Origin of the sequence: Paracoccus jiaweipingae (assembly GCF_044335505.1) — a bacterium.
GTDB lineage: Bacteria > Pseudomonadota > Alphaproteobacteria > Rhodobacterales > Rhodobacteraceae > Paracoccus.
Genome location: NZ_JBISBS010000001.1, coordinates 55,150 through 79,715 on the forward strand (window position 1 = coordinate 55,150; position 24,566 = coordinate 79,715).

A 24,566-nucleotide genomic window follows, 5' to 3' on the forward strand; every position below is an offset into this window, starting at 1 on the left:
CCGCAAATCGTGCCAAAGAACCCCTGTACCGCCTGACCGGAGCCTTAATTCCATGGCCGATTTCAATGCCCGCCGTGTCACCATGGTCGATACCCAGGTCCGACCCAATGATGTGACGCGTTTCCCCGTCATCGAATCCATGCTGAACGTCGCGCGCGAAGATTTCGTGCCGCCCGCCAGCCGCGAAATTGCCTATAGCGGCGAAAACATCGCGCTGGGGCAGGGGCGTGTGCTGCTGGAACCGCGCAGCTTTGCCAAGATGATCGACGCGCTGGACATCCAGCCGACTGATCTGGTGCTGGATGTGGCCTGCGGGCTGGGGTATTCGACCGCCGTTCTGGCGCGCATGGCGCAGGCCGTCGTCGGGGTCGAGGGTGATGCAGCACTGGCCGGGGCGGCCCAGACCGCGCTGACCGCCGCCGAGGTCATGAACGCCGCCGTGGTGCAGGGCGATCTGGCCGCGGGCTATGCCCGGCAGGCCCCTTATGACGCGATCATGGTCAATGGCGCGGTCGAGCAACTGCCCGATGCGCTGGCCGATCAGCTGAAGGAAGGCGGCCGCATCGCCGCGATCTTCCGCGAGGGTAATCTGGGTGTCGCCCGAATCGGTTACCGGATTGACGGGCGCATCAACTGGCGCTTTGCCTTCAACGCCCATGCCCCGGTGCTGCCGGGGTTCGAGGCCGAAAAGGCCTTTGCTTTGTAACGAAAGGACGGGCCATGTTCCGCTCGATTTCCCTGCGCACGCGCCTGACCGGCGCGATTGCAGCCGCGACTCTGGCGATCACACCGGTGGCGGCGCTGGCCGAAAGTCTGGGGGACGCGCTGGTTTCGGCCTATCGCAATTCCTCGCTTCTGGATCAGAACCGCGCCGTGCTGCGGGCCGCTGACGAAGACGTGGCCAGCGCCATTGCCGCGCTGCGCCCGGTGGTGAAATGGGCGGCCAGCCACAGCTATACCAATATCGAGGGCGGGATCGACCAGCGCTCGACCTCGTTGCAATTTCAGGCGCAGATGACGCTGTATGACTTTGGCCGCAGCCAGCTGGCCATCGACATTGCCAAGGAAACCGTTCTGGCCACGCGCGAGGAACTGATCGGCATCGAACAGGACGTTCTGCTGGGTGCGGTCAAGGCCTATCTGGACGTGATTTCGGCGGCTGAACAGGTTGATCTGCAACAGAATTCGGTCCGGGTGATCGGCCAGGAACAGCGCGCCTCGCGCGATCGGTTCGAGGTTGGGGAAATCACCGTGACCGACGTGTCGCAGGCCGATGCCCGTCTGGCCGCGACCCGCGCCGCACTGGTCGCCGCGCAGGGCCGGCTGGAGGTCGCGAACGAGGCTTACAAAGCCGCAGTGGGGCACAAACCCGGCAAGCTGTCCGGTGCGCCCAAGGCCCCCAAGGCCCCCCCGTCGCTGGCCGAGGCGCAGCGCATCGCGCAGCGCACCCATCCGGTGATTCGCCAGCTTCAGCGGCAGGTGACGGCCTCGGAACTGGCGGTCGCGGCGGCAGCGGCGGAACGCAACCCCACCATCGGCGCGACGGCGGGCATCGGCGGCACCCGCGCGCCCGTGCGCGAACTTGGCGGCGCCTACAAGACCACCGGCACCGCGCAGATCGGGATCGAGATGTCGCAAACGCTGTATTCCGGCGGTCGCCTGCCCGCAGTTCACCGCAAGGCCATGGCGCAACGTGATTCGGCCCGTGCCGCGTTGCTGCACGCGGGCAAGCAGGTGGCGCAGGCCGTGGGCACCGCATGGGCCAATATCGACGTGGCCCGCGCGCAGATCAAGGCGATCAACCAGCAGATTTCCGCCGCGCAACAGGCCTATGACGGTGTCCGCGAAGAGGCCACTCTGGGCGCGCGCACCACGCTGGACGTTCTGGATGCCGAACAGGAACTGCTTTCGGCGCGTGCAGATAAAATTTCTGCACAAACCAACCTGCAATTAGCAAATTATCAACTTTTGGCCGCTATGGGTTTGTTGACGGTAGAAAACCTGAAACTGGGGGTTCCTCAATATGATCCATCGGCTTACTACAACGCGGTGCGCAATGCGCCATACACCAGCCGCCAGGGCGAAAGCCTTGACCGTGTTCTGCGGGCAATCGGCAAAAACTGATTCGACTGGCAAAGGGGGGCGCCATGATTGACCCGCGCCCCGCTTCCGCAAGCGAGATTTCTGAAAATATCGGTGATGTTCTGGCCGCCATCCGCCGCCTGATTGCCGAGGATGAGGGGCAGGACAAACCCGCCGCTGCGCGCGATGCCCTGCCGTTCCATTCCACCATGTCGCGTCCGGGCACGCCCCGGCTGGCCACCGCGACGGCGCCTGTCGCGCCGCAAGCGGCGACCGCTTCTAAGGGTGATGCGGCGCAAGGCGACGATGTTGCAGATCGGGATGCGGACGAACCGGCCAACCGTGATTCGCGCTTTGGGGCCGTTCCGCGCATCGCGCCCCGCTTTGCCAGCGCCCACAGCCCAGCCTCGCGTCCCGACTGGGGGCGTCAGGCATCGGACGAAGCCCCGGCGCAAACGCCGCTGAAGCTGGATCATCCGCAGGGTGCCGCCATGGCTGACACGGCTGCGGGTGGCCAGACCACAGCAGCGGGGACCAGCTTCATGACCTCGACCGTGCGCCGTCTGCCGACGCCGATGGCCAACCCTTGGGCCGAAATTGCGCCGGTCAGGGAAACGGCTGCGCCGACGACTGACGCCAGCACGGATGACGCCTTGGCCAGCGATGGTTTCAGTACCCCGTTGGATTTGTCGCCCATGCCCAGGGCAGCGGTGGAAGAAACGGTGGTTTCGGCTGTGCCTGCCCATCTAGATACGGCAGGCCCGGCCGCAGACGACGCGCCGGTTGCCGAACCCGCCCCGGCAGCCGCCGTGGCGTCGCTTACTCCGCCGGTGCAGGACGATGCCGCCCCCGACGCTGCGCCGGCACCGATGACCGGGGCTGAACCCGTCGCGAAGGCTGCGGCGCCTGCCAACCCCAAGCGCCTTCCGCATACGGGCTCGATGCTGCGCGACCTGATCCGCGAGATTATTCAGGATGAATTGCGCGGCGATCTTGGCGAGGTGATCGCCCACGAGGTCGATCGCGCTGTCCGCGTCCAGATGCTGCGTGCCCGGCAGATCCGTCAGGATCGCCTGCCCGTCGCGTCCTGAACCTCTGCTGCCGCCGCGCGATCAGCGCGGCGGCGCAGCTTTGTCTTGCGGCCCGCCCTCAAGCGATCAGAGGTATTTTTCCGGGTCGACGCTTTCGAACCCTTGCCGGACCTCGAAATGAACCACACCATTGCTGCGCGAGGCACCGATGGCCTGACCGGCCGAGACGCTGTCGCCCTTCTTGACCTTCAGATTATCCAGTCCGGCATAGACGGTCATCAACCCGCCGCTGTGACGGATCACCACAATCGGCACCTGATCGACATCGCGGGTAATGGCGGCGACGGTGCCGCTGCCTGCCGCCTTGACCGGGGTTCCCGAAGGGGCGGAAATGTCGATCCCTTCATTCCGGCCTTTCGTATAGGGGCGGATGATCGCCCCGGCGACCGGCATGGCAAAGCGCCCCCCCGAGGCGGCGGTGCGCGTGGCCCCCAGATCGGGGGCATCGGGTTTCTGGACCGGCTGCGCTGCGGGCTGGGTTTTCTCCTTCGGCAGCGGTTCTGCGGCGGATGGCGGACGCGGGGTGGGGCTGCCACTGCCCGGCGCGGTCACGGTGGTCTGCGCCGAGGGGGCCTTCTGTCCCTGAACCGGGATCAGCAATGTCTGCCCGACGCGCAGGCTCATATCCGTGGGCAGGCCGTTCCATTGCGCCAGATCCTGAATCGACACGCCATATTTGCGCGCCACCGACCAGCCGGTTTCACCAGCCTGAACGCTGTGGCGGCGCGGCTCGGGGCCGGGGGCGGCGGTTTTGGTCTGGGTGCTGGTCGCGCTGCCGGCATCGGTCGTGCGGGCGCCGGGCCGCAAGATGCCCTGCCCGGCGAACGGGTCCGAAACACCGCCACTGGTCGCGGTGGCGGGCCGCGCCGGTGTGCCGCCGGGAACGCGCTGGTTCAGCGCCACGATTGCCCCCTGGGTCAGGGGCGTGTTTTCCGCGATGGCATTGTGGCGGGCCAACTGGCTGGCGTTCAGACCCAGCCGGCTGGCAATGCTGGCCACGGTTTCGCCCTGCCGTGCCACCACGACCTGATAATTGGGATAGCTGATCACCCCGCGCGCATCGGGGGTTGGCCGCGCCACCGCGCCTGCGGCAGCGCCCGCCGTGTCGAACCCGCTTGGTCCCCAGCGCCGCAGATCGACGTCAAAACCGGTCTGTGCGCAGGACGCCACCAGCCCCAGCACCGCCACGCCGAGGGCTGTTTTGGGGAAAATCCTGTCCATGCTCGTTTCCTCATTTTTGCGGGACCGCCAGCGCTGACACCCCCGGTTTTTCTGCCCCGCCATTCCGGCGCGGCGCCGACGCCACGACCCGGTGGTGGGTTACCCCCTGCCGGGCCGCTGCGCGCGGCAGTGCGGTCAGCCCTGACCCAGTCCCTCGACCAGCGGCACGAACCGGACCTGACGCAATTCGTCATAGTCGAACCCGCTTTCCGACCGCGTCACCCGGATCAGCGTTTGCACCGCATCCGACTGTCCGACCGGCACCACCATGATACCCCCGATCTTGAGTTGCGCCAAGAGCGGGCCGGGCGGGTCTTCGGCCGCTGCCGTCACCATGATGCGATCAAACGGGGCCTGTTCGGGCAACCCGAACGAGCCATCGGCCACGCGCGCGGTGATATTGCTGATGCCCATGGCGTCAAAGATCGCCTGTGCCTCGGCCACCAGACGGCGGTGGCGGTCGACGGTATAGACGCGGCGGCACAGTTGCGACAGGATCGCCGCCTGATAGCCCGAGCCGGTCCCGACCTCCAGCACCGTGTCGCGCGGACCGGCGGCCAGCGCCTGCGTCATCAGCCCCACGACCGAGGGCTGGCTGATGGTCTGGCCGCAGGGGATGGGCAGGGGGGTGTCGTCCCAGGCGCGATCCTCGAAATGGCCGCGAATGAACAGCGAGCGGTCGACCCGTTCCATCGCCTCCAGCACACGGGGGTCGGTCACCCCGCGCGAACGCAGGGCGAACAGGAACCGCATCCGGGTTTCGGACGGGTCGCGCAGGCCGTCAGGGCCGCTGGCCGGGGCGGGCGGAATGTCGGTGCTCATCCCTCGTTCAAAGCCTCTTGCAGACCGGGCAGGGTGACGTGGCAGGTCAGATCGGCCCGCATCGGGGTGATGGCGATATGGCCGTCCAGCAGGGCCTCGACATCGCTGCCGGGGGTGGCGGCCATGGTCTGGTCGGCCCCGGTGACCCACAAGAACCGCCGCCCCGTGGGCGAGGTCACCGCCTGCACGCCAAAGCGGGCGCCGCGCCGGCGGCCCTGTGCGGCAATGCGGGTGCCACGCACGCCATCGGCGCCGGAGGGGGGGAAATTGATGTTATAAAACAGCCGGAAGTCCTGATCGCTGTCCCAGTCGCCGTGATCCAGCAGCGCGCGGATCACCCGCGGGCCATGCGCCCGTGCGGCCTGAAACATGTCGTCCAGCCCCTGCGTGCCCGCCCCCAGATATTGCGACAGCGCGATGGCGGGCAGGCCTTGCAGGGCGGCCTCCATCGCGCCGCCGACCGTGCCGGAATACATGGCATTTTCGCCGGCATTATTGCCCCGGTTGACCCCCGACAGCACCAGATCGGGCGGGCAGTCGGCCATCACGTCGCCAAGTGCCGCCAGAACGCAATCCGCGGGGCTGCCCTCGGCGGCATAGACGCGATCGGACAGGCGGGCGATCATGGTCGGCTGGGTATAGCTGATGCAATGCGCGACGCCCGATTGTTCGAATGCCGGGGCGACGGTCCAGACCTCGCCCTGCGGACCGGCGATTTCGGTCGCGATGTCATGCAGGGCGGCCAGTCCGGGGGCGTTGATGCCATCGTCATTGGTAATCAGGATACGCATCCGCCGTGGCCCTCATTTTTTTTGCTGGTCTCGCCTCTGATTAGCGGGGCCGGGGCGGTGCGGCAACCCGTTGGCGCGACGCCGGATGTGTTTGACCTGCCGCCCGTGTCGCGGCAAGATCGGAACCAGCAGCAGCCGGGCGCGTCATGCAGATCTTTCTTCCCATAGCCGAGGTTTCGGTCAATGCCTTTACCCTGGTGGGTCTTGGCGGGATCGTCGGGCTGATGAGCGGCCTGTTCGGCGTCGGCGGGGGCTTTCTGATCACGCCGCTGTTGTTTTTTATCGGCATCCCGCCCCCCATCGCGGTGGCGACCGGGGCCAATCAGGTTGTGGCCTCGTCCGTGTCGGGGGTGCTGGCGCATATGAAGCGCAAGACCGTCGATTTCCGCATGGGCTGGGTGTTGTTGGCCGGGGGGATCGCGGGGTCGTTTGTCGGGGTCCGGGTCTTTGCCGCGCTGCAACGCATGGGGCAGGTCGATCTGGTGGTTCAGATCTGCTATGTGCTGTTTCTGGGGCTGATCGGGGCGATGATGTTGCAGGAAAGCCTGCGCAGCCTGTATCGCAGCCGCCGCAGCGCCCCGGTCGCGCCGCGCCGCCGTAACCAGCATGGCTGGGTGCACCGTCTGCCGCTGAAGATGAAATTCCGGGCCTCGGGCTTGTATATCAGTGCTATTCCGCCGCTGGTGGTTGGGCTGGCCGTGGGGGTGCTGGCGGCGATCATGGGGGTCGGCGGCGGCTTTATCATGGTCCCGGCGATGATTTACCTGCTGGGGATGCCGACCAAGGTGGTGATCGGCACGTCGCTGTTTCAGATCACTTTCGTCAGCGCCTTTACCACGCTGATGCACGCGGTCAGTTCCAACACCGTCGACATCATGCTGGCGGTGCTGCTGATCGTGGGCGGGGTGACGGGCGCGCAGATCGGCACCACGCTGGGGGCGCGGCTGCGGGCCGAACAGCTGCGCATTCTGCTGGCGCTGCTGGTGCTGCTGGTCTGCGGCAGGCTGGCCTGGGATCTGTTTTCCATGCCCGAGCATCTGTATTCGGTCACGCGGGGGCTGGTATGATCGGGCGCGGTCTTGTGGCGGCGGCGCTGCTGGTGCTGGCGGGGGCAGCGTCGGGCTTTGATGTCGATGATGGCTATCCCCAATATCCCGGCGTGAATCAGCGGATTTCCCCCAATGCCCAAACCCCTGTCCGCCATGAAAAGATCGTCGCTGGTCTGTCGCGGGACGCGGTGGCGATCACCGCCAGCTTTGACGGGTCGGACATCCTTATTTACGGCGCGGTCAAGCGTGACATGCCCGCCCCGGCGACGCCCTTGCAGGTCATCGTCACCGTTGAAGGCCCGTCCGAGGCGCTGACCATCCGCCGCAAGGAACGCCGTTTCGGGATCTGGGTGAATGCCAGCGCGGTCTCGGTCGGGGCGGCGCCGGGGTTTTACAGCGTCACCACCACCGGCCCGCTGCGCCAGATCCTGTCGCCGGCGGCGGATACGCGGTATCGCATTTCTGTGCCGCTGGCGATGCGGGCCTTTGCCGGGGCACCGACCGCGCAGGACGTGCCCGCCTTTACCGAGGCGCTGATCAGGGATCGCATCCGTCAGGGCCTGTACCGGCTGGACGAGGGCAGCGTGGCGCTGGTGGACGACACGCTGTTTCGCGCCGATGTGCGCCTGCCCGCCAATCTGGTCGAGGGGTCCTATAAGACCCGCATTTTTCTGGTCCGCGGCGGCGAGGTTATCGACACCTATCGCGCGGCCATTGACGTGCGCAAGGTGGGGCTGGAACGCTGGCTGTATCGGTTGGCCTTCGATCAGCCGCTGGTCTATGGCCTGCTGTCACTGGCGATTGCGGTGATCGCGGGCTGGGGGGCCTCGGCCCTGATGCGGTTGCTGCGCCCAGGCTGAGCTGGCCGCGCGCGGTTCACGCCCCCGCCAGCCCGGCCAGACGGGCGGTCGCGGCAGTCAGCGCGCCGGGGCCGTGGGGGATGTTCAGCGCGGTCATTGCGGTTTCCACCACCGCCAGCGTCCCCAGCAGCGATTGCGCCGACAGATGTCCCATATGGCCGATGCGCAGCGCATTGTCGGGGTCGGGCGCCCCCAGCCCCAGCCCCAGCGTGGTGCCCATGTGCCGGGTGGCCCAGTCGCGCAGGCCGGTGGCGCCGGGGATGCTGGCGGCGGTGACCGACCATGCCCGCGCCGCCGGATCGGCCACGGTCAGCGCAAGGCCCGGATGCCCCGCCGACCAGCAATCGAACGCGGCCCAGACCGCCTGCGCCAGCCCGTGATGGCGGGCATGGGCGGCGTCCAGCCCTTCGTCGTCCAGCAGCATCCGCAGGGCCTGATCCATGCCATAGATATGCTGAACCGGCGGGGTGCCGCCCCAATATTGCCACAGCGCCTGTGCCGCGACGCGCGGGCGCCAGTCCCAATAGGGTGTCACCAGATCGGTGCCGCCCTTCAGGCGCGGCCCGATCCAGACAAAGGCCAGCCCCGGCGGCGCCATCAGCCCCTTCTGGCTGGCCGAGACCAGCAGGTCGATGCCCCAGTCATCCATTCGCAGCGGTTCGCATCCCAGCGAGGCAATGGCGTCAACGGCAAAGGCGGCGGGGTGGTCGCCCATCGCGGCGCGCAGCGCGGGCAGGTCGTTACGCACCGAGGTCGCGGTGTCGACCTGCGTGCACAGCACCGCGCGGATGCGGTGATCGCGGTCATCGGCCAGACGGCTGGCCAGCGCGGCGGGGTCGGCGGGCTGGCCGTGGGGGCTGGTCAGTTCCTCGACCTCGATGCCAAGGGCGCGGGCATGGGCGGCCCATCCGGCCCCGAACATGCCGTTGACCAGCACCAGCGCGCGGTCGCCCCGGTTCAGCAGGTTGGTTGTCGCGGCCTCCCACCCGGCATGGCCGTTGCCGATATAGGGCGCAACATCGCCGGTCGTGCCCGCCAGCCGTTTCAGCGCCGCGACCACGCGCGCATTCACCTGCACCAGTTCGCCGGCGTAAATATCGGTGGCGGCGCGGTGCATGGCGCGCAACACCCGGTCTGGCGTGGCCGAGGGGCCGGGGATGGCCAGCGCCGGGTGGCCGAAGGCAAAGCTCATGTTGCGTCCTTTCGCTGCGTTTTTCCGGCCTAAGCCCTTGGCGCCCAAGCCGTCAAGCGCCCGCACAGCGCTTGCCCCGCGCGGCCATGCGGCCTATCAATCGGCATTGCCAAAGCCAGCCGCCCGATGCGCGTGACGCAAGGGGCCAGAATGCGGGAAACGATGCGGGACATGACGCGCCAGACCGACTATGCCACGCACAGCCTGTTTCGGCGCATGTGGCGCGATTACCTGCGGCCGCACTGGCCGCGCATGGCGGCGGCGTTCTTTTTCATGGTGGTCGAGGGCTCGACCCTGGGGCTGTTGTCCTGGATGCTGAAGCCGCTGTTCGACCGGGTCTTTGTCGGCGGCGACACCGATGCGGTCTGGTGGGTCGGGGGCATTATCTTTGCACTGTTTCTGACCCGCGCCACCACGCTGATCATCAACCGCAGCCTGATGACCGGGGTGTCGCTGGCCGTGTCGACGCGGATGCAGACCGACCTGCTGGCGCATATCCTGACGCTGGACAGCCGGTTTTTCCAGCACAACCCCCCCGGCGCGATGCTGGAACGGATTCAGGGCGACACGATGGGGGTTCAGGATGTCTGGGCCACCTTCATTTCCGGTATGGGCCGCGACATCATTTCGCTGCTGACGCTGTTTGCGGTGGCGATCAGCATCGACCCGCTGTGGACGGTGACGGCGATGATCGGGGCGCCGCTGCTGATTTTGCCGACGGTGCTGGTGCAGCGCTATATCCGCCGCAAGATGGGCCAGATCCGGGTGCGTGCCAGCGACCGCGCCACCCGTCTGGACGAGGTGCTGCACGGGATGCAGGCGGTGCGGCTGAACCAGATGGAAACCTATCAGACCGAACGCTTTGGCCAGATCGTCGACCGCATCCGTGAGGGCGAGGTCAAGATGGCCGCGATCCGCGCCGTCATTCCGGCGCTGATCGACATCGTGACCGGCATCGGCTTTGTCGGTGTGCTGGCGCTTGGCGGGGCCGAGGTCACGCGCGGCGAACGCACAGTGGGCGATTTCATGGCGTTCTTTTCGGCCATCGCGCTGGCGTTTCAGCCGCTGCGGCGGCTTGGCGGGCTGGCGGGGACGTTTCAGGTCGCCGCCGCCAGCCTGGAACGGATCTATGCCATCTTTGACACCCGGCCCACGGTGTTTTCCGGCCCGCGCCGCGATGCGCCCGACACCACGACGATTGTGCTGGATGACATCTGGCTGTCCTATGACGACACCCCGGTGCTGCGCGGGCTGACGCTGACCGCGCAGGCGGGCCAGACCACGGCGCTGGTCGGGCCGTCCGGGGCGGGCAAAACCACGGTGTTTAACTTGCTGACCCGTCTGGTCGACCCGGAACGCGGCCAGATCACCCTTGGCGGCGTGCCGGTGCGCGATTTCGACCTTGCGGTGCTGCGGGCACAGTTTTCCACCGTGGCGCAGGAACCATCGCTGTTTGATGAAAGCCTGCGCGACAATATCGAGGCCGGGCACCCCACCGACCCCGCCGATCTGCGCCGCGCGGTGCAGGCCGCGCATGTGGCCGATTTCACCGACGGCCTGCCGGCCGGGCTGGACACACCGGCGGGGCCGCGCGGTTCGGCCCTGTCCGGGGGCCAGCGTCAGCGGGTGGCGATTGCCCGCGCGGTGCTGCGCGATGCCCCGATCCTGCTGCTGGACGAGGCGACCAGCGCGCTGGATACCGCATCGGAACGCATGGTGCAGCAGGCGCTGGACCAGCTGTCGCGCGACCGCACCACGCTGGTCATTGCGCATCGGCTGTCGACCATCCGCAATGCCGACAAGATTGTCGTGATCGAGGCTGGACAGGCGGTCGAACAGGGCACACATGACGAATTGATGGCAAGGAACGGCGCCTATGCTCGCCTTGTCCGGCTGCAATTCGGGGGCGACGATGTCTGAACGCGGGCTGATCCATGTCACCGGGCCTGATGCGGGCGATTTCCTGCAAGGTCTGGTCAGTAACGATATCCGCCGCGCGCCGGTCTGGGCGGCGATGCTGACGCCGCAAGGCAAATATCTGGCCGATTTCTTTGTGCTGCCCTGGCAGGACGGGCTGCTGATCGACGCCGATGCCGCGCAGGCGGGCGACCTGATGCGGCGGCTGTCGATGTACAAGCTGCGCGCGCAGGTTACGCTGACGCCGCTGGATCTGGCGGTGACGCGCGGCCTGACCGATGCACCCGACGGCGCGATCACCGACCCCCGGCATCCGGCCCTGGGCTGGCGGGCCTATGGCAGCGGCGCGGATCAGGCGGTCGACAGGGACGCGCTGCGCGTGGCACATGTGGTGCCGCAGGCCGGGGTGGAATTGCGGCCCAATGACGCCTTCATTCTGGAATACGGGTTCGAACGCCTGCACGGCGTCGATTTCCGCAAGGGCTGTTATGTCGGGCAAGAGGTCACCGCCCGGATGCACAACAAGACCGAGCTGCGCAAAGGCCTGCGCCGCGTGCTGATCGACGGTGCCGCCGCCATCGGCACCCCGGTTCTGACCCCCGACGGGCGCGAGGCAGGCACCCTGTTCACCCAATCCGGCGGGCGGGCGCTGGCGCATCTGCGCTTTGACCGCATCAGCGACGGCATGATCGCGGGGGATGCCCGGCTGGCCCCGGACCCGGACGACCCCTCGGCATGACACCGGTGCCGCCGGATGCGCCCGCCCCAGATGGCGACACCCGCGTCCGGCGCATCATTCACATCGACATGGACGCGTTTTTCGCCAGCGTCGAACAGCGCGACAACCCCGAGCTGCGCGGCAGGCCGGTGGCGGTTGGCGGGTCGGGGCTGCGGGGCGTGGTGGCGGCGGCCAGCTATGAGGCGCGCGTTTACGGGGTGCGTTCGGCCATGCCCTCGACCCGGGCGGCGCGGCTGTGCCCGGACCTGATCTTTGTGAAATCGCGCTTTGACGTTTACCGCGCGGTCAGCACCCGGATCCGGGCAATCTTTGCCGATTACACCCCGCTGATCGAGCCGCTGTCGCTGGACGAGGCCTATCTGGACGTGACCGATCATCTGGCGCCGGGCCAGACCGCCACCGCGCTGGCGCGGCTGATCCGCGACCGCATCCGCACCGAGACCGGGCTGACCGCCAGCGCCGGCATCAGTTATAACAAGTTTCTGGCCAAGATCGCCTCGGACCAGAACAAGCCGGATGGCCAGTTCGTCATCCCGCCCGAACGCGGCCCCGATTTCGTGCTGACCCTGCCGATCCGCAAATTCCACGGCATCGGCCCGGCCACGGCGGCGAAAATGGCGGCGATGGGCATCGAAACCGGCGCCGATCTGCGTGCGCAAAGCCTGCCGGTGCTGATGCGCCGCTTTGGCAAGGCGGGGCGGCATTACTGGAACATCTCGCGCGGGGTCGATCACCGCCGCGTCAGCCCCGACCGGGTGCGCAAATCCATCGGGGCCGAGACGACCTATGCCCAGGATCTGCACGGGCTGGCCCCGGCCGAGGCCGCACTGGCGGCGCTGGCCGACAAGGTCTGGGCCGCCGTGACCCGGCATCGCGCGCAAGGCCGGACGGTGACGGTCAAGGTGCGGTTCAGCGATTTCCGGCAACTGACCCGCGCGCATTCGCTGCACCGCCCCGTCGCCAGCCGGGACGAGATGCTGGCCATGGGCGTGTCGTTACTGACCGGCGTGCTGCCCGACCCGCGCGGGGTGCGGCTGTTGGGGATCACCCTGTCAGGTCTGGTCGCGCCGGATGACCACGACACCGACCAGCCGGACCTGTTTGCATGAAAAAGCCGCCCCTTGGGGCGGCTTTGACGGTTCCGGGATGCGGTGTTCAGGCGCGTTCGGAATATTCGAACAGTTCGGTGTTGACGATAATGTCTTCGTCCTGACCGATGAAGGGCGGCACCATGATGCGCACGCCATTGTCCAGAATCGCGGGTTTATAGCTGTTGGCGGCGGTCTGACCTTTGACCACCGGCTCGGTCTCGGTGACCTTGCAGGTGACTTTCTGGGGCAGTTGCACGGAAAGGGCCTCGTCGCCGTAATATTCGATCGTGGCCATCATCCCGTCTTGCAGGAAGGGGCGGCGATCACCCAGCAATTCGGCGTCCAGTTCGGTCTGCTCATAGGTGTCGCTGTCCATGAACACCAGACGACCATCGGTTTCATACAGGAATTGCTGGTCTTTCTGGTCCAGACGGACGCGTTCGACCTTGTCCTCGCTGCGGAAACGCTCGTTCAGTTTGCGACCGTCGCGCAGGTTTTTCAGTTCGACCTGCGCGAAGGCGCCGCCTTTGCCGGGCTTGACGTGGTTGACCTTGACGGCAGCCCACAGGCCCCCGTCATGTTCCAGCACATTACCCGGACGGATTTCGTTGCCGTTGATCTTGGGCATGGGATAACCTTGAAAGGATTGTGGAAATCATTCCCGGCGACTGCTTGAACCGGGCTTGTGGCGTCCTATATCCCCAAAAATACCCGCAAGGCAACCAAAAGCAGGTTTCGGCGTTGTCAAGATGACGGGCTGTCTGACCCGGATGCAGGCAGCGGCGGTAATACCAAGGGTTTGGCTGCATTGCCCTGTGCGCATGGCAGTTATGCATTGCGGGGAATAACGAATCGGACGGTTGTGGCCTATCAGTGGCACTTCCTTCTGACAGGACAAGGACAGGGCCGGTTGCCCCGTTCCGGGATAGCTGCGGTTCAAGCAGGAAAGACGACGATGCGTGATTTTGTGGATGGTTCCGCCTTTAACTATGAACAGGGCCAGCGCGCCCGCAAGCTGTTCGCTGCCGTGGTGCTGGCGGCGCTGGACGACGCGATTGCCGATGACAAGAAATATGGCAATGGCGCCGAACAGATCGCGCGTTGGGCGCGGTCCCGCGACGGGCGCGAGGTGCTGTCCTGCGCCGGCATCGACCCGAACGAACGGGTGGTCAAGGGCCTGATGGAATTCGTGTCGAAAGGCGTGCGCACCTCGGTCGCCCTGTCGCGCGAGGAAAGCGAACGCCGCATGGCCGCCGAGGCTGACGAGGCCGAGGCCGCCTGAGCCAACCCCCGCCATCGCCGCTTTCGGGCCGCCACTGGCGGCCCTTTTGCATTCAGGTAAGGCAGCATTCAGGTAAGACAGGGGGCTGTCTGCCCCCTGACCCCCGAAGGTATTTGTGACAAAAGCGAGTGGCCTGCGCGCCCTTTCATCCTGGCCCAAATATCCTGCGGGGGGTGCGGGGGGCGCAAAGCCCCCCGGCGGCATCGCGGCAATCAGATTGCGGTGATAACCCGCGCGGCATCCAGTTTCGCGACATCTTCGGCGTGACACAATTCGGTCGCGGGGGTCATGCAGGTGGCCGATGCCGCCGCCGCCCCCAGGCCCATGGCACGCGCCGGGTCCATGCCGCGCGCCCGCGCCAGCACAAAGCCCGCGACAAAGCTGTCGCCCGCGCCGACCTTGCTGATGATATCGACCTTCGCAGCCTCGGCGTGCCAGCGGCCTTGTGGGGTGGCGACGATATTGCCATCACTGCCGCGCGCCACGATCACCGCCTGTGCGACGCCGCTCGCCACCAGATCGCTGGCGAAATCGGCGCTGGCCTTGCGGTCGGGCAGGGGGCGGGCGGCCAGTTCGGTTGCCTCGGCCTCGTCCATGCGCAGGACGGCAAGGGCGGCATCGTCCGCCTTGGCGACCTGATGCAGGGCCGGACCTGATGTGTCGACCAGCAGGTTGGCGCCGCAATGGCGCAGGCGTTGCGACAGGCGGCGGGCGAAATCGGCGGGCACGCCCGGCGGGTTCGAGCCTGACAGCACCACCCAGCCATCGCGACAGGCGGCGGCGCGGATGCCGTCCAATGCCTGTTGCACCTGTGCCGCGTCCCATTCCGGGCCGGGCATGACAAAGCGGTATTGCAGCCCGCTGTTATGGTCCATCACCGCCAGCGATTGTCGTGTTTCCCCCGGCGAGGGCAGGGCGATGACGTCGATTCCGGGCTGGGGCAGCATCTCGGCGATGCGCTGGCCGGTGGCGCCGCCAAGCGCCACCATGGCCTGACTGTGACCGCCCATCACCGCAATGGCGCGGCTGACATTGATGCCGCCGCCGCCGGGGTCGGTCACCACCGGGTCACAGCGCAGCTTGATATCGGGCACCACCTGCGCCGCGCCGGTGGACAGGTCCAGCGCCGGGTTCAGGGTGACGGTCAGGATCGGGGTCTGCAGTGCGCTTTGGGGTTCCATGGGCGTCAGTCCCACCACTGGTCGATGCGGGCGATATCGTCGTCGGACCAGCCGAAATGATGGGCAAATTCATGCACCACCACGTTGCGCACCAGTTCCGCCAGCGTGACATTGCCGCGTGCCGCCCATTCATCCAGGATCGGGCGGCGGAACAGGAACACCGTATCGGGGAAGGCCTGCGGCTCGGACGCCGATTTTTCGGTCATCGGGATGCCGTCATACAGGCCTGTCAGCTCGAACGGGTCGTCGATTTCCAGCTCGTCCAGCATATCCTCGGGGGCGAAATCCGACACCCGCAGGATGACCTGCGCCGCGGGTTGTGCAAAGGCTGCGGGGAAATCGGCCAGCACGGCACGGGCGAGGGTCTCGATCTGGTCGCCCGAGGGGGCGCAGGCTGTCGCGGGGTCGGTCATCCTGAATCCTCTGTCTGCCTTGCCGATATGGACAAAAAGGGGCCGTTGTGAAAGAGCGGATCGCGAACAGGAGAGTTTTCCGATGACCACCACCCGCTTCGCCCCTTCGCCCACCGGCCATATTCACGTTGGCAACCTGCGCACCGCGCTGATGAACTATCTGATTGCCCGCAAGGCGGGCGGCACGTTCATCCTGCGGCTTGACGATACCGACCGCGAACGGTCCAGGCAGGAATATGTCGACGGCATCAAGCGCGATCTGGAATGGCTGGGTCTGCATTGGGACCGCGAGGAACGCCAGTCGCTGCGGCTGGACCGCTATGCCGCTGTCGCGGACGATCTGCGCGCCGCGGGCAAGCTGTATGAGGTGTTTGAAACCCCGACCGAGCTGGACCTGAAGCGCAAAAAGCAGCTGAACATGGGCAAGCCGCCGGTCTACGACCGCGCCGGGCTGGCGCTGACAGATGCCGACAAGGACCGGCTGCGGGCCGAGGGGCGCGAGGGCTATTGGCGGTTCCGGCTGGACCACGAGCGGATCGAATGGGCCGATGGCATTCTGGGCGATATTTCCATTGATGCCGCCAGCGTGTCCGACCCGGTGCTGATCCGGGCCGATGGGCAGGTGCTGTATACCTTTGCCTCGTCGGTGGATGACACCGATATGGGCGTGACCGATATCGTGCGCGGTGCCGACCATGTGACCAATACCGCGACCCAGATTCAGATCATCCGCGCGATTGGCGGCCAGCCGCCGCGCTTTGCCCATCACAGCCTTTTGACCGGCGCGCAGGGGCAGGAACTGTCCAAGCGGCTGGGGGCGCTGTCGATCCGCGACCTGCGCGAATCGGGTGTCGCGGCCGAGGCGCTGTTGTCGATGATGGCGCGTCTGGGGTCCAGCCAGCCGGTCGAGCTGAAGCTGTCGCTGGACGATCTGGCCGAAGGGTTCGATCTGGCGCAATTCGGGGCCTCGCCCACCAAATTCGACGCCGAGGCGCTGTGGCCGCTGACCCGCGAACGCAATCAGGCGCTGCCCTTTGACGCCGTGCGCGACCGCATTGCCGCGCTGGGGGTGCCGGATGATCTGGCGCAGCGGTTCTGGCGCGTGGCCAGCCAGAACATCACCCGGCTGGATGATCTGGCCGCGTGGTGGCAGATTTTCAGTCAGGGCGCCGCGCCCGACATCGCGCCCGAGGATGCCGATTTCGTCGCGCAGGCCATGACCCTGCTGCCGCCGCCGCCTTACAGCGAGGCAAGCTGGGGCGAATGGACCGCCGCCGTGAAGGCCGCCACGGGGCGCAAGGGAAAGGGCCTGTTCATGCCGCTGCGCAAGGCGGTGACGGGGCAGGCGCATGGCCCGGATATGGCCGATCTGATGCCGCTTTTGCAGGTGGTGCGGGCGCGGGGGTAAACGCCGCGCCGGGGTATTTGCGCAACGAAGAATCGTCATGGGCCACGCGCCCCCTGAACCGCCGGTTTTCCGGCGGTTTTGTTTTGCCCGCTGGCGGCGGCAGAAAAAAGTGGCGGGTGGGGCAAAACCCGCTTGACGCCCCGGTCTGCGCCGCGTAAATCCCCCGCACCCAGTGGCGGAGTAGCTCAGTTGGTTAGAGCAGCGGAATCATAATCCGCGTGTCGGGGGTTCAAGTCCCTCCTCCGCTACCACTGGTTTTCCTGAAAATCGTGATTCCCTGACATGACGGCCCTGTCGGCGTCGTGCGATGGTTTGTGCGGTTGTCATCTGCGTCGGGCGGGGTGGGGGAATCACCTGCCGGATCTGTCACAGATTGTGGCATCCGCTGCGGGGGCCGCCTGCATCAGGGCCGCATTTGGGGGATGTCCGGGGGGCGGATGGGCGGCTGGTGCCGGGATGTGGCAGTCTTAAAAATCATTTTTTAACAGATGGTTGTTCGGCGTTCGCCCCGCATGGTGGCGGGTTTGCGCGGGGCCGGGCGATTGTTTGGGCGATTGTCATAAAGACGTTACATTCACGTCACATAAGCGTTGCAGTCAGGCGTTAGACCCCCGCACATCAGCTTGAAACCTCCCGCTGAACAGACAGGAGATACCGATGAAATCCGTCCAGTTTACCGTTTCCGCCCTTGCCGTGATCGCGGCCTCGGCTGGTGTTGCCTCGGCCCGTGACCAGCTTCAGGTCGCCGGTTCGTCGACCGTGCTGCCCTATGCCACCATCGTTGCCGAAGCCTTCGGCGAGAATACCGACTTTCCGACCCCGGTGGTCGAAGGTGGCGGCTCGTCGGCCGGGCTGAAGAAATTCTGCGAAGGCGTGGGCGAAAACACCATCGACGTCGCCAATGCCAGCCGCAAGATCAAGGACAAGGAAATCGAGGCCTGCAAGGCCGCCGGTGTGACCGACATCATCGAGGTCAAGATCGGCTATGACGGGATCGTCTTTGCCAGCGACATCAACGGCAATGATTTCAAATTCACCCCCGCCGACTGGTTCAACGCGCTGGCCGAAAAGACCGTCAAGGATGGCAAGATCGTCGATAACGCGGTTGCCAACTGGAAAGACGTGAACGCGGATCTGCCCGATCAGGACATTCTGGCCTTCATCCCCGGCACCAAGCACGGCACCCGTGAAGTGTTCGAGGAAAAAGTCATCCTGAAAGGCTGTGAAGACAGCGGCGCGATGGAAGTCTTTGCCAAGGAAATGGGCGACGAAGACAAGGCCGAAGAACAGTGCATGAAGATCCGCACCGATGGCAAATCGGTCGATATCGACGGCGACTATACCGAGACGCTGGCCCGCATCGGTTCGGCCAAGAACGGCATCGGCGTGTTCGGTCTGTCCTTCTATGAAAACAATACTGACAAGCTGAAAGTGGCGACGATCAATGACATCGTGCCCTCGACCGAGACCATCTCGTCGGGCGAATACCCGGTGTCGCGTCCGCTGTTCTTCTATGTCAAGAAACAGCATATCGGCGTCATCCCCGGCCTGAAGGAATATGCCGAATTCTTCGTCAGCGACGAAATGGCCGGCCCGGACGGCCCGCTGGCGGCCTATGGCCTGGTGTCGGACCCGGAACTGGCCGCGACCCAGGAAGCCGTCTCCAGCGAAGCCGTGATGAACTGATCACGCGGATTGTGGGGCGGGGCGGCATTGGGTCGCCCCGCCTTTCCTGTGTTTCAAGATCTGGCAGGTCCCCATGCCCATCTATTGGATCGTTCTGGCCGTTCTGGTGCTGGCCGCGATCGGCTTTGTGATTGGCCGCCGCCGCGCGGTGATGCAGGTTCAGGGGGACACGCGCCTTCTGCACAGCCGTCCGGTCTATTACGGCTGGAACGTGGCGTTGTTTACCGCCTTGCCCGCGCTGCTGGTAATGGTGATCTGGGTGCTGGCGCAGCCGGTGATCGTCAACGGCGCGGTCAGCAAATATATTCCCGACGAAGCGATTTCCGAAGGCTCGACCCGCGGTCTGGTCATGCATGATGTGACCCGCGTGGCCGATGGTCTGAACATTGCCATCCGGCGCGGCATCCTGACCGAGGAACAGGCCGACACCATCATTCCCGGCGACGGGCAGGTGCGTGACAGTCTGGCGCGGGCCGGGGTCGCCCTGACCGGCGCCGTCAGCGAACCGGTGATGAACGCCGCGCGCGAATACCGCCGCCTGACCGCCTGGGGCAGCCGTGGGCTGGCCGTGCTGGCGGGGCTGCTGGCGATTGGCGGCATGGCCTTTGCGCTGATGCGCGGGCGGCCGGAATTCCGCGCCCGCAATGTGGTGGAAACCACCGTCAAAGGCGTGTTGATCCTGTGTTCGACCATCGCCATTGCCACCACCGCCGGCATCGTGTTGTCGATGCTGTTCGAGACCGGGCATTTCTTTAACCAATATCCGTGGCAGGACTTTTTCTTTGGCACGACGTGGTCCCCGAACTTTCGCGGCAATTCGCAACTGGGGCTTTTGCCGCTGTTGTGGGGGACGATGTATATCAGCCTGATCGCGCTGCTGGTGGCGGTGCCGATCGGGTTGTTCGCCGCGATTTACATGTCCGAATATGCCAGCCGCCGGGTGCGTGGTTTCGCCAAACCCGCGATCGAGGTTCTGGCCGGCATTCCGACCATCGTTTACGGTCTGTTCGCGCTGATCACCGTCGGCCCGATGCTGCGCGATTATTTCGCGCGTCCGATGGGGCTGGGGGACAGCGGGTCGTCGGTAATGACGGCGGGGCTGGTGATGGGGATCATGCTGATCCCCTTCGTGTCGTCGCTGTCCGATGACATTATCAACGCCGTGCCGCAAAGCCTGCGCGATGGCTCGCTTGGGCTGGGGTCCACCCATTCCGAAACGGTGCGCAATGTCGTGCTGCCCGCCGCGCTGCCCGGTATTGTCGGGGCGGTGCTGCTGGCGGCCAGCCGCGCCATCGGGGAAACCATGATCGTGGTTCTGGGGGCCGGGGCCGCCGCGCAGATGGGGCTGAACCCGTTTCAGGCCATGACCACCATTACCACCCGCATCGTGGCGCAGCTGACCGGCGACACCGATTTCGCCGCGCCTGAAACGCTGGTGGCCTTTGCGCTGGGGCTGACGCTGTTCGTCATTACCCTGTGTCTGAATATCCTTGCGCTGTATATCGTGCGCAAATACCGGGAGCAGTACGAATGACCGACGCGTCTTTTCCCGCCAACGCGCTGGCCCCTGATGGCAAGCACAAATCGCTGATGGTGCCCGATGCGCGCACCCGGCGCCGCAATGCCGCCGAGGCCCGTTTCAAAGCCTATGGCATCGGGGCCATCGCGCTTGCCATCCTGATGTTGCTGGTGCTGTTGTTCACCATTATCCGCGACGGTTCCGGCGCGTTTCGCCAGACCTATCTGACCCTGCCGGTCACGCTCGAGGCGCAAAAGCTGGACCCCAAGGGCAACCGCGACCCGCAGGAAATGAAGAAAGTCCTGACGCTGACCTATGGCGCGCTGCTGGACAAATCGCTGAACGCCGCCATCGCGGCCCATGACATCCAGATCCCTGAACTGTCCAAAAAGGACGTCAAGGACATGATCTCGAAAGAGGCCTCGGCCCAGTTGCGCAACCGTGTGCTGGCCAACCCCGAACTGGTGGGCCAGACGATCGAGGCCACCGTGCTGACCAATGGCCGCGTTGACGGCTATTACAAGGGCCGGGTCACGATGGGCAGCGCGAAACTGGACAGCAATACCTCGCCGTTTCAGCTGGCGCTGGCGGATGCGCTGAAGGACAAGGGCCTGCTGGAAACCCGCTTTAACCGGGATTTCATCACCAATCCCGATGCCTCGGACAGCCGCCCCGAGGCCGCGGGCATCGGCATCGCCATTCTGGGGTCAGTGTACATGATGGCGGTGGTGCTGTGTCTGGCCCTGCCCATCGGTGTGGCGGCCAGCATCTATCTTGAGGAATTTGCCCCCAAGAACAAATGGACCGATATTATCGAGGTCAATATCTCGAACCTGGCGGCGGTGCCGTCCATCGTGTTCGGTATTCTGGGGCTGGCCGCTTTCATCAACTTTGCCGGCCTGCCGCAATCGGCGCCAATCGTGGGGGGGCTGGTGCTGACGCTGATGACCCTGCCGACGATCATCATCTCGACCCGCGCGGCGCTGAAGGCCGTACCCCCCAGTATCCGCGATGCGGCGCTTGGGGTGGGGGCGTCCAGGATGCAGTCGGTGTTTCACCACGTCCTGCCGCTGGCGATGCCCGGCATCCTGACCGGCACCATTATCGGGCTGGCGCAGGCGCTGGGGGAAACCGCGCCGCTGCTGCTGATCGGGATGGTGGCCTTTGTGCGCGAATTCCCCGCCGCCCCGCCCGAGGGCCTGTTCGACCCGGCCAGCGCCCTGCCGGTCCAGATCTATAACTGGACCCAGCGCGCCGATCCGGCCTTTGTCGAACGCGCATCCGGGGCCATTATCGTGCTGCTGGTCTTGCTTTTGTGCATGAACCTGCTGGCCATCTTCCTGCGCCGCCGCTTCGAGCGCCGCTGGTAATCGCCACCGGAGGACAGAATAATGAACGACATGCGTATCTTGGAGAGAAGCGTGGATCAGGACGAAATCAAGATCTCGGCGCGCGACGTGCAGGTCTATTACGGCGACAAACACGCCATCAAGGATGTGAATGTCGATATTCAGGACAAGGCCGTGACCGCCTTTATCGGTCCGTCGGGCTGTGGCAAATCGACCTTTCTGCGCTGTCTGAACCGGATGAACGACACCATCGACGTGGCCCGTGTCGAAGGCCAGATCCGGCTGGACGGCGAAGACATCTATGACCGCCGCGTCGACCCGGTGCAGTTGCGCGCCAAGGTGGGGATGGTGTTTCAGAAACCCAACCCGTTTCCCAAGTCGATCTATGACAATGTGGCCTATGGGCCGCGTATTCACGGACTGGTGCGCAACAAGGCCGAAACCGACGAGGTGGTCGAAAAGGCCCTGCGCGGCGCCGCCCTGTGGGACGAGGTCAAGGACCGGCTTGCCGAAACCGGCACCGGCCTGTCGGGCGGTCAGCAACAGCGTCTGTGCATCGCCCGCGCCGTGGCCACCCAGCCCGAGGTGTTGTTGATGGACGAACCCTGTTCGGCGCTGGACCCCATCGCCACCGCGCAGGTCGAGGAACTGATCGACGAACTGCGCGAGACGTTCAGCGTCGTCATCGTCACCCATTCGATGCAACAGGCCGCGCGCGTCAGCCAGAAAACCGCCTTTTTCCACCTTGGCAACCTGGTGGAATATGGCGAAACCGACCAGATTTTCACCAATCCGCAGGACCCGCGCACGGAAAGCTATATTTCCGGCCGGATCGGCTGACCAAGGGGGGTATCAGGGTGATGAACCGCGACAAACATATTGCCTCGGCCTTTGACCGCGACCTTGAGACCGTTCAGGCGCTGGTCGTCAAGATGGGCGGCATCGTCGAGGGCGCCATCGTCGACGCCTCGGTGGCGCTGGAACGGCGCGACGAGGAACTGGCCGAGGATGTCCGCCGCCGCGACAAGACCATCGACGCGCTGGAACAGCAGATCAACGAAGAGGCTGCGCGCCTGATCGCGCTGCGCTCGCCCACCGCGACGGACCTGCGGCTGGTGCTGACGGTGATCAAGATCGGCGCCTCGCTGGAACGGGTGGGCGATTACGCCAAGAACATCGCCAAGCGCAGTCATGTGCTGACCCATCTGCCCCAGATCGACGGGTCGGGCATGGCGCTGCGGCGCATGGCGGCGGCGGTGGAAAAGATGCTGAAGGACGCGCTGGACAGCTATATCCACCGCGATGCCGAACTGGCCGCCGATGTGCGCGCGCGCGATCTGGAGGTGGACCAGATGTATAACGCGCTGTTCCGCGAATTCCTGACCTATATGATGGAAGATCCGCGCAACATCACCGCCTGTATGCATCTGCATTTCATCGCCAAGAACATCGAACGCATGGGCGACCACGCGACCGGCATTGCGGAACAGGTGATCTATCTGGTGACCGGCGAAATGCCCGACGAGGCGCGGCCCAAGAATGACAGCGTCAGCCGCGCCCATGTCCCCGAGGCCGGGGAGGGCTGAGCCATGCCGCAGCAGCAACCCTGTGTGCTGGTGGTCGAGGACGAGGGCGCGCAGCGCGAGGTTCTGAAATACAACCTCGAGGCCGAGGGCTTTGGCGTGGTCATGGCCGAAAACGGCGACGAGGCCCTGCTGCTGGTGCAAGAGGAAAGCCCCGATCTGGTGGTGCTGGACTGGATGCTGCCCAATGTCAGCGGGATCGAGGTCTGCCGCCGCATCAAGGCCGACCCCCAGACCCGCGGCATTCCGGTGATCATGCTGTCGGCGCGCGGCGATGAAACCGACCGCGTGCGCGGGCTGGAAACCGGCGCGGACGATTACGTCGTCAAACCCTATTCCGTGGTCGAACTGATGGCCCGCCTGCGCACCCAGTTGCGCCGCACCCGGCCTTCCACCATGGGGGAACGGCTGTCCTTTGACGACATCATTCTGGACGCCGCCGAACATCGCGTGTTCCGCGCCGGCCAGCCGCTGCACCTTGGACCGACCGAATTTCGCCTGCTGTCCACGCTGATGGAAAAGCCGGGGCGGGTCTGGACGCGGGAACAACTGCTGGACCGGGTCTGGGGGCGCGACATCTATGTCGATACCCGCACCATCGACGTTCATGTCGGGCGCCTGCGCAAGGCGCTGATGGTCAATGGCGGCGACAACCCGGTGCGCACCGTGCGTGGCACGGGCTATGCGCTGGGGTAAGTGCCGCGCGGGTTTGGGGCGCCCGCGGTCAGGCGGCGCTGCGCGCTGATCCGGCCTTGGCGGGGGCCTTTGGGCACAGTTCGGCAAGGTCTGTCAGCGGCAGGGGCCGTGACCTGTCCGGCCACAACCCGCCATGACCATCCATGTCATGACGGGTCCCCGCAACGTCCCGCAAAAAGGCAAAAAGCCCCCGCGCGGGGGCTTTCAGTCAGGCACCGGCCTGTCGGGGGGTGCCGGGCGCGCGTGGTCAGTCGCCGTCGTCGGGGTATTCGTCATCATCGCCAAAACGCGAATCATCGTCATATTCATCCTCGCCCTCGGGGATGTATTTCGACGAATTGCGGATGGACTGATTGTCATGGATCGGGTCCATGACCACGTCTGACGGGATCTCGCCCGCCAGCCATTCGGTGATTTCCTCGCTGGCCTCGCGCGGGTCCTGGTCGGTCAGTTCAGCAATATAGGCGACAAAGGCTTTGGAATCGCCGTCGATCTCGTCAAGGCGGTCCTCGTCTGCGTCCTCCCATTTGTCCTGAATCGCCTCATAGAAGGCGGGCCAGTTTTCCTGAACGTGATGCCATTTCATGCGCGCTG

24 protein-coding genes and 1 tRNA gene are annotated in these 24,566 nt (G+C 65.6%); 17 read left to right on the forward strand and 8 right to left on the reverse strand.

Annotation, left to right across the window (positions count from 1 at the left end):
• The first annotated feature begins 52 nt into the window (after positions 1-52).
• The 3 genes from ACFXP9_RS00355 to ACFXP9_RS00365 are packed head-to-tail and all read left to right on the forward strand — an operon-like array spanning position 53 to position 3,173.
• The gene (locus ACFXP9_RS00355) at positions 53-706 is read left to right on the forward strand and encodes a protein-L-isoaspartate O-methyltransferase family protein (RefSeq protein WP_397207582.1); all 654 of its coding nucleotides are present in this window, start codon (positions 53-55) and stop codon (positions 704-706) included.
• A gap of 14 nt (positions 707-720) precedes the next feature.
• A complete protein-coding gene (locus ACFXP9_RS00360) occupies positions 721-2,124 on the forward strand; it encodes a TolC family outer membrane protein (RefSeq protein ID WP_397207584.1) in 1,404 nt (467 codons plus the stop codon).
• A 23-nt stretch (positions 2,125-2,147) separates the two neighbouring features.
• A complete protein-coding gene (locus ACFXP9_RS00365) occupies positions 2,148-3,173 on the forward strand; it encodes a prolipoprotein diacylglyceryl transferase (protein ID WP_397207586.1) in 1,026 nt (341 codons plus the stop codon).
• A gap of 66 nt (positions 3,174-3,239) precedes the next feature.
• Here ACFXP9_RS00365 and ACFXP9_RS00370 read toward each other — a convergent pair whose 3' ends face one another.
• From ACFXP9_RS00370 to surE, 3 genes are all read right to left on the reverse strand, one after another.
• On the reverse strand, positions 3,240-4,394 hold the full coding sequence (locus tag ACFXP9_RS00370) for a peptidoglycan DD-metalloendopeptidase family protein (RefSeq protein WP_397207588.1): 1,155 nt from the start codon (positions 4,392-4,394) through the stop codon (positions 3,240-3,242).
• A gap of 135 nt (positions 4,395-4,529) precedes the next feature.
• On the reverse strand, positions 4,530-5,216 hold the full coding sequence (locus tag ACFXP9_RS00375; RefSeq protein WP_397207590.1) for a protein-L-isoaspartate(D-aspartate) O-methyltransferase: 687 nt from the start codon (positions 5,214-5,216) through the stop codon (positions 4,530-4,532).
• Positions 5,213-6,007, reverse strand: a complete 795-nt coding sequence (surE, locus tag ACFXP9_RS00380) for a 5'/3'-nucleotidase SurE (protein ID WP_397207592.1) — start codon at positions 6,005-6,007, stop codon at positions 5,213-5,215. Before surE ends, ACFXP9_RS00375 begins: the two co-directional genes overlap by 4 nt.
• A 146-nt stretch (positions 6,008-6,153) precedes the next feature.
• On the opposite strand from surE, the gene ACFXP9_RS00385 reads away from it, so the two are divergent.
• Complete coding sequence (locus ACFXP9_RS00385; protein ID WP_397207594.1) at positions 6,154-7,074, forward strand: sulfite exporter TauE/SafE family protein; 921 nt, start codon at positions 6,154-6,156, stop codon at positions 7,072-7,074.
• Entirely contained in the window at positions 7,071-7,916 is an 846-nt protein-coding gene (locus tag ACFXP9_RS00390) for a TIGR02186 family protein (protein WP_397207596.1), read from the forward strand. Before ACFXP9_RS00385 ends, ACFXP9_RS00390 begins: the two co-directional genes overlap by 4 nt.
• A gap of 16 nt (positions 7,917-7,932) precedes the next feature.
• On the opposite strand, the gene ACFXP9_RS00395 is transcribed toward ACFXP9_RS00390, so the two are convergent.
• Positions 7,933-9,108, reverse strand: a complete 1,176-nt coding sequence (locus tag ACFXP9_RS00395) for a pyridoxal-phosphate-dependent aminotransferase family protein (RefSeq protein ID WP_397207598.1) — start codon at positions 9,106-9,108, stop codon at positions 7,933-7,935.
• 171 nt (positions 9,109-9,279) lie between these two features.
• Between ACFXP9_RS00395 and ACFXP9_RS00400 the strand changes: the two genes are divergently transcribed.
• From ACFXP9_RS00400 to dinB, 3 genes are read left to right on the forward strand one after another with little or no spacing between them, the layout of a single operon-like run.
• Positions 9,280-11,028, forward strand: a complete 1,749-nt coding sequence (locus tag ACFXP9_RS00400) for an ABC transporter ATP-binding protein (RefSeq protein WP_397207599.1) — start codon at positions 9,280-9,282, stop codon at positions 11,026-11,028.
• Entirely contained in the window at positions 10,985-11,764 is a 780-nt protein-coding gene (gene ygfZ, locus ACFXP9_RS00405; RefSeq protein ID WP_397207601.1) for a CAF17-like 4Fe-4S cluster assembly/insertion protein YgfZ, read from the forward strand. The genes ACFXP9_RS00400 and ygfZ overlap by 44 nt, the downstream gene beginning before the upstream one ends.
• On the forward strand, positions 11,761-12,873 hold the full coding sequence (gene dinB, locus ACFXP9_RS00410) for a DNA polymerase IV (RefSeq protein ID WP_397209908.1): 1,113 nt from the start codon (positions 11,761-11,763) through the stop codon (positions 12,871-12,873). Before ygfZ ends, dinB begins: the two co-directional genes overlap by 4 nt.
• Positions 12,874-12,919: 46 nt before the next feature.
• Here the strand turns inward: dinB and efp are convergent, their stop codons facing one another.
• Positions 12,920-13,483, reverse strand: coding sequence for an elongation factor P (gene efp / locus ACFXP9_RS00415; protein WP_397207605.1), 564 nt, complete (start codon positions 13,481-13,483; stop codon positions 12,920-12,922).
• Between the two features lie 327 nt (positions 13,484-13,810).
• Here efp and ACFXP9_RS00420 point away from each other — a divergent pair, with 327 nt between their 5' ends.
• Positions 13,811-14,137, forward strand: coding sequence for a DUF6280 family protein (locus ACFXP9_RS00420; protein ID WP_397207607.1), 327 nt, complete (start codon positions 13,811-13,813; stop codon positions 14,135-14,137).
• Positions 14,138-14,349: 212 nt separating this feature from the next.
• Here ACFXP9_RS00420 and ACFXP9_RS00425 read toward each other — a convergent pair whose 3' ends face one another.
• The gene (locus ACFXP9_RS00425; protein ID WP_397207609.1) at positions 14,350-15,318 is read right to left on the reverse strand and encodes a 1-phosphofructokinase family hexose kinase; all 969 of its coding nucleotides are present in this window, start codon (positions 15,316-15,318) and stop codon (positions 14,350-14,352) included.
• 5 nt (positions 15,319-15,323) lie between these two features.
• Positions 15,324-15,731, reverse strand: a complete 408-nt coding sequence (locus ACFXP9_RS00430; protein ID WP_397207611.1) for a metallopeptidase family protein — start codon at positions 15,729-15,731, stop codon at positions 15,324-15,326.
• A gap of 82 nt (positions 15,732-15,813) precedes the next feature.
• Between ACFXP9_RS00430 and gltX the strand changes: the two genes are divergently transcribed.
• The 8 genes from gltX to phoB all read left to right on the forward strand — a co-directional run bounded on the left by gltX (position 15,814) and on the right by phoB (position 23,972).
• Positions 15,814-17,139, forward strand: a complete 1,326-nt coding sequence (gene gltX / locus ACFXP9_RS00435) for a glutamate--tRNA ligase (protein ID WP_397207613.1) — start codon at positions 15,814-15,816, stop codon at positions 17,137-17,139.
• Between the two features lie 174 nt (positions 17,140-17,313).
• A tRNA-Met gene (locus ACFXP9_RS00440) sits at positions 17,314-17,390 on the forward strand.
• 406 nt (positions 17,391-17,796) lie between these two features.
• A complete protein-coding gene (locus ACFXP9_RS00445) occupies positions 17,797-18,825 on the forward strand; it encodes a substrate-binding domain-containing protein (protein ID WP_397207615.1) in 1,029 nt (342 codons plus the stop codon).
• A gap of 73 nt (positions 18,826-18,898) precedes the next feature.
• The gene (gene pstC, locus ACFXP9_RS00450) at positions 18,899-20,359 is read left to right on the forward strand and encodes a phosphate ABC transporter permease subunit PstC (protein WP_397207617.1); all 1,461 of its coding nucleotides are present in this window, start codon (positions 18,899-18,901) and stop codon (positions 20,357-20,359) included.
• Positions 20,356-21,714 (forward strand): phosphate ABC transporter permease PstA, encoded by a 1,359-nt coding sequence (gene pstA, locus ACFXP9_RS00455; protein WP_397207619.1) that lies wholly within the window; start codon positions 20,356-20,358, stop codon positions 21,712-21,714. Before pstC ends, pstA begins: the two co-directional genes overlap by 4 nt.
• Positions 21,715-21,735: 21 nt before the next feature.
• Positions 21,736-22,533, forward strand: a complete 798-nt coding sequence (pstB, locus tag ACFXP9_RS00460; RefSeq protein WP_397207621.1) for a phosphate ABC transporter ATP-binding protein PstB — start codon at positions 21,736-21,738, stop codon at positions 22,531-22,533.
• 20 nt (positions 22,534-22,553) lie between these two features.
• Positions 22,554-23,279 carry a phosphate signaling complex protein PhoU gene (phoU, locus tag ACFXP9_RS00465; RefSeq protein ID WP_397207623.1) on the forward strand — a complete coding sequence of 242 codons (726 nt, stop codon included), beginning with the start codon at positions 22,554-22,556 and terminating at the stop codon, positions 23,277-23,279.
• A gap of 3 nt (positions 23,280-23,282) precedes the next feature.
• Positions 23,283-23,972, forward strand: coding sequence for a phosphate regulon transcriptional regulator PhoB (gene phoB, locus ACFXP9_RS00470; protein WP_397207625.1), 690 nt, complete (start codon positions 23,283-23,285; stop codon positions 23,970-23,972).
• Between the two features lie 247 nt (positions 23,973-24,219).
• Here the strand turns inward: phoB and ACFXP9_RS00475 are convergent, their stop codons facing one another.
• Entirely contained in the window at positions 24,220-24,558 is a 339-nt protein-coding gene (locus ACFXP9_RS00475) for a hypothetical protein (RefSeq protein ID WP_397207627.1), read from the reverse strand.
• Between the last annotated feature and the right edge of the window lie 8 nt (positions 24,559-24,566).